Source organism: Promicromonospora kroppenstedtii DSM 19349, assembly GCF_000515355.1.
GTDB lineage: Bacteria > Actinomycetota > Actinomycetes > Actinomycetales > Cellulomonadaceae > Promicromonospora > Promicromonospora kroppenstedtii.
The window spans coordinates 6,895-13,072 of sequence record NZ_KI911577.1 but is presented as its reverse complement, the minus strand read 5'-3'; the positions used below and the strand labels follow the sequence as shown (position 1 = coordinate 13,072).

Here is a 6,178-nt window from a genome sequence, read left to right as displayed (position 1 = left end):
TGGTCCGAGCCGTCCCCACTGACCCGCCGAGTCAAGCCGACAGTCACGATCTCGAACCTCGGCGCTGGCGCTGCCTACGACAGCTCGCCCCCGATCATCTGGTCGGTGACGGGCGGGACGCAGGTCCGCTACCGCGTGCTCGTCTACCACGTAACGGACCTCTCGCGGCCGGTCTACGACTCGAAGGAGCGCCAGAGTTCGGAGACGTCGCTGACGATCCCGAGCGGGTACCTCTTCGATGACTGGACCTACCGCGTCAAGGTGCGGGTCTGGGACTCCCAGAACCGCGAAGCGACCCCCGGTGATCCCACCTACGCCCAGGCCCAGGCCGATTTCCACCTCGACACCGACGTAGCAGTAGGCGGCGTGACCGGACTGAGCGTCGCTCAGGTCGGGCAGACGCCGACCGTCGATATCGAGTGGCAGCGCTCGACGACCCCGGACCGGTTCGTGATCCTTCGCGACGGCCGGATCTCCCGCACGGTCGACGCCGAGGACGTCTACGTCTCCGGCACGACCTACCGCTACCGCTCGCACGGCTCCCGGCCGAACTGGTCGCACCGCTACGAGGTGCGCGCCGTGGTCAACGGGGCGCACGTCGGCGACCAACCCGGACGTCTACTACGCCGTGCCCGTGGAGGGTATCTGGCTCATCGACCGGGACCGCGACATCAACGTCACGCTCATGGGCAACGACGAGGGCACGTGGTCGATGGAGGACGACGCCAGCGTCTACACGCCGATCGGCTCGACGCAGCCCGTGCGCATCGTGAACGGCATGCGCGGCCTGGAGGGGTCTCTCTCTGGCGCGCTCATGGCGGGCTTCGGGAAGACCTTCCGAGCCATGGAGGCCGACCTCTACGCCATCAAGGAGCGGCCGTACCAGACGGTTCAGCTCATCGCCGGCGACATGTCCTTCGAGGCGCTGGTCGGCAACATCACGATCTCCCCGTCGCCCCAAGACGCGCGCGGGCGAGGTCTACAAGAACGTCTCGTTCGACTTCTGGCAGGTGGGGGACCTCCCCTTCGACGCCGTCGTCTGACCGTAAGGAGCCCCGCGCCACATGATGACTCTAGGGCTCACCACAGAGGAGCGGAGGGCGTACGAAGCGGCCCTCCGCTCCTCGCACACGCGGCGCATCGACGTTGACGTCCTGACCCTGAACGGCGCGTCCTGTCGTCCGTCTCGCACACGCTCCTTGACGGGCAGGTGAACGTCGATGCCGACGCCGAGGTCACGCGGTCCGCGACCCTGACCTTCCTCGACCCGAGCCACTCCCTGAACTTCGACACCGACAGCCCCGACGACGGCGCCATCTACGCCGACCGGATGATCCGCGTTCGCTACGGCGTGCACGTCGAGGAGCTCGACCGGTACGTCTTCGCGACGGTCTTCACGGGCCCCGTGACCGGGCTGTCCCGGGAGGCGTCACGGTCACGGTCGAAGCACAGGGCAAGGAGGCACTAGCTCTCGGCGCCGTGTGGACCCCGATCACGCTCCGCAAGGGGATGACGGTCGTGGGCGCCATCCGCGTGCTCATGAGCAGCCGCGCCGGCGAGACCCGCTTCTCCATCCCGGACTTCCGCAACTCGTACGGCAAGCGCCTGACCCCTGCCGAAGGCCCGGTCCCTGGACCGCTTCGCTCAGGTGTGGTCCGCCGCCCGGAGCCTGTCCCGCTCGATCGACAAACAGCTCTTCTACAACGGCGCCGGCATCCTCGTGATGCGGAACCACTCCCGGGCCGTGAAGTACGTCTTCAAGCCGGGGCACGGGCGGCAGCATCGTTAGCGAAGTCGCGATCAACTACCAGATGCGGACGTCAAGAACACGATCTCCGTCAAGGGGCAGCCGCCGAACGGGAAGATGGGCGCCGTATCGGCGACCGTCGTCGCCCCGCGGAGCCACCCCCCTGTCCCCGTTCCGCATGGGCCGGGAAGGCGCGCCGCGCTACCTGGTCGAGCGGGTGGAGAACGCCTCGATCCGCTCCCACGCCGCGGCGAAGGAGTACGCCGAACGCCTCCTGGAATCGCGCATCCGCGAGGCCGTGGAGGTCTCCTTCGACGCGCTCCCGGTCCCGCATCTCGACCCTGACGACATGGTCAGCGTCCAGACGCCGGACTTCACGCTGAAGTTCCGCCTCCGGAAGTTCGCGATCCCGCTCGCGCCGAACGGTGCGCCGCCCACTGCCGGTCGGCTACCTGAAGCGCCTCACGCCCAGCAAGAAGACCATTCGACGAAGGGGCAAGCGATGACGTACGACCTCACCGGGCGCGTTGCCGCCGTGAACACCGTGCCCCTTGGCGGCACGCTCGCCGAGGAGGCGCCCGCGGGAGCGACCGTGCTCCTCGTCGAGGACACGGCCGACTTCGACCCGGACGGCGGCGCCCTCCTCCTGGGCGGGGCCGAGGTAGTCACGTACACCAGCGCTGACGACGAGTCGGGAGAGGTCATCCTCGCCGCCCCCACGGCCGCACTGTGGGAGATCGACACCCGCGTTGACGTCTGGGACGCCGCGACGTCGGCCCCCGTCGTCGAGACGCTCGCGCAGATCCTCGTCGAAGGCATCGAGCAGGCCGGCGACTCGCTCGTCGCGACCGTCGACCACGCCCTGATCCCCTACCTCCCCGAGGGCATCCGCGACCCCGACCCCGAGTCAGGCGTCATCGGCGAGGCCGTCGCGCTCGCGTACCGCGGCGACGAGCTCGTTGTCCTGAACATCATCGGGCAGGCCCCGGTCATGGATGGCTCCGTGATCGACCCCTCGACGCTCCCGCCGTCGGGCGGCCCCGAGCCGGAGGAGCCCGTCACCCCGGGCGCCCCCACGATCACCCCCGGATTCGGCGCGCTCATGCTCCGCTGGGCCGGCGTCGTGCACCCGAACCCTGTCGTCTACGAGGTGCACATCTCCGCGACGTCGCCCGTAGTCCCCAGCGCCGCGACCCTCGCCGGCGAACTGGCCGGTACCACCATGACCGTGCGCAGCTTCGGCACCCCGAGACCACGCTCGCCTACGGGACGACCTACCACGTAGCCCTCATCGCGAAGGACTCGGTCGACGAGACCTTCGCCTCGGCCCTCGGGCCGGAGGCCTCGGGCATGCCCGCGCAGGTCCCGAGTGCCGCCATCGACGAGGCCGTCACCGACGCCATTGCCGAGGCCCAGAGCGACGCGGACGCCGCGCAGCTCACGGCCGACGGTAAGAACACGATCACCTACGGCAGCGCGGCGCCGACGTCCACCACGCCCGGCCGCCCCGGCGACATCTTCTGGGTGCGCTCCGGCTCGACGATCACCGCGCAGTACCTGTGCACGGTCGGCACGGGGCGCGCCCACGGGCAACACCTGGGCCGCTCAGACGCTCACCAACGCGACCATCTCGACGCTCGACGCCGCGAAGGTCACTACGGGCACACTCTCCGCTGCCCGCATCGCGCGAAGTCGATGACGCTGGACAAGCTCCTCATCGCCAGCACAGAGAACCTCCTCATCAACCCCGACTTCGGCATCGGCACGGGCGCGCCGGCCGGGTGGAGCGGCGGCAACTCGACGGTCGTCAGCGTGACCGACGGCCCCGACGCCGTCACGACAAACGTCCTGCGGGTGACGCCGCTGTTGGCCGACCAGGGCACGACGAATGACGCGTACAAGCTGACCGCGAGCGGTACGACTGTTGAGCACGGGGCAGAGCTACCGGTTTACGATGCGGGCTCGTCTCGTGTCCGGCACCGCCGGGCTTCTCCGTATCCGCGCGGGACTCTACCGCGCAGGCTCGGCCAACTTCTGGCCGACCGTGACCGAGGACCTCGACGCCGCAGACGCCGTTGCCGGCGAGTGGGTGACCCTAACGGGCACCCTCACCGTGCCGACAACGTACGACAAGCTGTCTGTCTCGATCCACACGTCGGGCGCCGTGGGTTCCGTGTTCGAGGTCGCCGACGTCAGCATGCGACCCATGGCTGACGCCTCGCTCGTGGTCGACGGCTCGATCACCGCGCGTGCGCTCGCCGTCGACTCTGTGACGGCCGACCAGATCAGCGCCGGCTCTATCACCGGTGAGGCGTTCGCCGGGGAGCTCCTCCTCGGTTCCCGCATCACTACCGCGGAGGCCGGCCAGCGCGTGGAGATGGATACCAACGGTCTCCGGCTCTACAACAGCGCCGATGAGACCCGCGTCAACCTGCCCACCGACCCTCCGAGGACGCCTACTTCCGCGGCGAGGTGCAGGCCGACGGCCTGACAGTGACCGGCGGCGCTTCGTTCTACTCGACGCTGAACGAGTTCGCGAAGGACTCAGTCATCTCGCTCGCCGAGCAGATCGCGCCCCCGTCGGCGGCCCCGCAGGTGGGCTCCTTCTGGGAGAACGTCACGCAGGACACCACGCCTCGCACGGGCAGCCTCGGTACCTTCGGGCTCGACGCCTCGCTCATTAGCGGCGCCAGCTACGTGCCGGCCTGGAACGCCTTCGCGTTCATACAGCGGGTCCCGACCGGTGGCGCGCGTGTGTGGTACATGAACCTGAGCGGCACGTTCAACGACCTGTGGGATCTCCCGTCTGACTGGCATGTGACGTCTGGCGCCGTGGGCACTGACGGCGAGTGGCGGTTCATGCTCCGCTGGGAGGGTAACGATGAGTGGTACATCTACGACTACACGCAGACCAACCGGTTCCGGCAGTACATCCGCCAGAACACGTCCCGCGAGCCGCAGCTCGCCATGGACGGCAACAACGTCTGGGTAGTCGAGTCGTTCAGCGGCGGGCCCCGGTTCTACCGCATGGACACGAGCACGCCCGTAGGCGGGACGACGATCGCCGAGACCGTTGTGTCCAGCGGCACGCCCGTCGGTGGTCAGCTCACCAACAGCCCTGGACGTTCATGCGGACGCCGCAGACTTCGGCTCGGCGCGCTTCATCGTCTCGTACAACGGCACGTCGACCTTCCGCGTCTACAACGCGTCCGGCGTACACCAGCCCGCCGAGACGTGGAGCCCGCCATCGTCGAAGGCCACCGGCTGGTGGGACCCGACCACGTCCCGCTTCCGTACGCTCGGGCTGGACAACCGCGCCTACCGCCACTCGGCGATGACGTGGACCGACTCGGCCCTCGACACGTGGCACCTGGCTCAGACGTTCTACGACGGCCAGACCTCCGGCGGCACGCACGAGACCGTGATCGGCGGTATCCGCACCTTCCAGCCGCTGAAGCAGTCGTGGGTGCGCATCACACCGGCACAGGTCCCCTACACGGGGGCTCGCTGACGACCCGAACATCTCCCGCATCTACGGGAAGACCGGAGCAGCACCGCCTGCCTCCGGGTCTGGGATGTGGCTCCAGGAGTCCGTCAACTACACCAGCGCGATCCGGGACCGGGGAACTCTCCTGGTCACCTCGGGCACTGCCCCGCCGTCGGTGTCCAACTTCCCGGGCGCCACGCCCGCGCGTATGCGCTCGGCGCGGACCATGCCGTCGGACTCAACGAAGTCGATCTTCGAGGTCCGCGGCGACGGGTCGGGGCGCTGGGGGCCGCTGGAGTTCGACGCCACGGGCAAGTTTACGTCAGCGTACGACACCGGGTGGGTGGCAATGATGGTCCTGTCGGGGTTCTCCGCAGAGGCGGGAAACCCGGCCCCTCGGTGCGCCGCATCGGGGACGCCGTCTACTTCAAGGGACGGCCGCCGGGACCTCCGGGACATCGGGCAACACGTTCCCCGTGCAGATCCCGACATCGGTCGCCGCCCGTCCGGAGGCGGGGACCTACCGCGACGGCTTCCTCTACGTAGGCACAGCCGTCGCCGCCCGTCTCCGCGTACTTGACGACGGGCGGATTCAGATGAACGGGCACAGCACCTCGGCGAGCGTCAACGTCTCGTTGTCGTCCATCAACTACCTCCTCTGACTCCACTGACCTCAACCCCAAGGGAGAGCCCGCATGGCATGGTCTGCCCCGACCCCCGACCGGACACTGAACACACGAGCGACCTGTACACCTACGTCGTGGAGCTCACGCTACAGACGGCGGAGGGCCCGGTGTACGCCACGGCCAAGATCCCCAACACGGGCGATTACGGCTACTTCCCCGCGCCTGTCCTGGAGCCTGCGCTCGAAGCGCTCCTCGCGCTGCTGGCCGACTCCCCGCTCGTGTCGGCACAGGTCCGGCGGGGCCTCGGAGTGAGCCAGA

Annotated in this window: 10 protein-coding genes; 9 read left to right on the top strand and 1 reads right to left on the bottom strand. The window is 68.7% G+C overall.

Annotation, left to right across the window (positions count from 1 at the left end; genetic code table 11):
• The first annotated feature begins 634 nt into the window (after nucleotides 1-634).
• From PROKR_RS01595 to PROKR_RS01565, 7 genes are all read left to right on the top strand, one after another.
• On the top strand, nucleotides 635-1,150 hold the full coding sequence (locus PROKR_RS01595) for a hypothetical protein (protein WP_157601808.1): 516 nt from the start codon (nucleotides 635-637) through the stop codon (nucleotides 1,148-1,150).
• A gap of 60 nt (nucleotides 1,151-1,210) precedes the next feature.
• On the top strand, nucleotides 1,211-1,468 hold the full coding sequence (locus PROKR_RS01590; RefSeq protein ID WP_036959119.1) for a hypothetical protein: 258 nt from the start codon (nucleotides 1,211-1,213) through the stop codon (nucleotides 1,466-1,468).
• Nucleotides 1,469-1,648: 180 nt separating this feature from the next.
• Entirely contained in the window at nucleotides 1,649-1,789 is a 141-nt protein-coding gene (locus PROKR_RS32130) for a hypothetical protein (protein WP_157601807.1), read from the top strand.
• Between the two features lie 136 nt (nucleotides 1,790-1,925).
• Complete coding sequence (locus tag PROKR_RS01585; RefSeq protein ID WP_036959117.1) at nucleotides 1,926-3,032, top strand: hypothetical protein; 1,107 nt, start codon at nucleotides 1,926-1,928, stop codon at nucleotides 3,030-3,032.
• Nucleotides 3,033-3,097: 65 nt separating this feature from the next.
• Nucleotides 3,098-3,961, top strand: a complete 864-nt coding sequence (locus tag PROKR_RS32125; RefSeq protein ID WP_157601806.1) for a hypothetical protein — start codon at nucleotides 3,098-3,100, stop codon at nucleotides 3,959-3,961.
• Nucleotides 3,954-4,238 (top strand): hypothetical protein, encoded by a 285-nt coding sequence (locus PROKR_RS32120; RefSeq protein ID WP_157601805.1) that lies wholly within the window; start codon nucleotides 3,954-3,956, stop codon nucleotides 4,236-4,238. Before PROKR_RS32125 ends, PROKR_RS32120 begins: the two co-directional genes overlap by 8 nt.
• A gap of 606 nt (nucleotides 4,239-4,844) precedes the next feature.
• The gene (locus PROKR_RS01565) at nucleotides 4,845-5,258 is read left to right on the top strand and encodes a hypothetical protein (RefSeq protein ID WP_036959112.1); all 414 of its coding nucleotides are present in this window, start codon (nucleotides 4,845-4,847) and stop codon (nucleotides 5,256-5,258) included.
• 87 nt (nucleotides 5,259-5,345) lie between these two features.
• Here the strand turns inward: PROKR_RS01565 and PROKR_RS32115 are convergent, their stop codons facing one another.
• Nucleotides 5,346-5,543, bottom strand: a complete 198-nt coding sequence (locus PROKR_RS32115; RefSeq protein ID WP_157601804.1) for a hypothetical protein — start codon at nucleotides 5,541-5,543, stop codon at nucleotides 5,346-5,348.
• A gap of 167 nt (nucleotides 5,544-5,710) precedes the next feature.
• Between PROKR_RS32115 and PROKR_RS01555 the strand changes: the two genes are divergently transcribed.
• Together PROKR_RS01555 and PROKR_RS33440 are read left to right on the top strand one after the other, a co-directional pair.
• Nucleotides 5,711-5,896, top strand: a complete 186-nt coding sequence (locus PROKR_RS01555) for a hypothetical protein (protein WP_036959110.1) — start codon at nucleotides 5,711-5,713, stop codon at nucleotides 5,894-5,896.
• Nucleotides 5,897-5,934: 38 nt separating this feature from the next.
• Nucleotides 5,935-6,178 (top strand): hypothetical protein (locus tag PROKR_RS33440; RefSeq protein ID WP_036959109.1); only part of this gene is annotated, 244 nt, incomplete at its 3' end.

What these genes read in the sequence shown, in the direction of transcription:
- PROKR_RS01585 (WP_036959117.1), top strand. Translation starts at nt 1,926, where the DNA reads ATGGGCCGGGAAGGCGCGCCGCGCTACCTGGTCGAGCGGGTGGAGAAC.
- PROKR_RS32125 (WP_157601806.1), top strand. Translation starts at nt 3,098, where the DNA reads ATGCCCGCGCAGGTCCCGAGTGCCGCCATCGACGAGGCCGTCACCGAC.
- PROKR_RS32120 (WP_157601805.1), top strand. Translation starts at nt 3,954, where the DNA reads ATGGCTGACGCCTCGCTCGTGGTCGACGGCTCGATCACCGCGCGTGCG.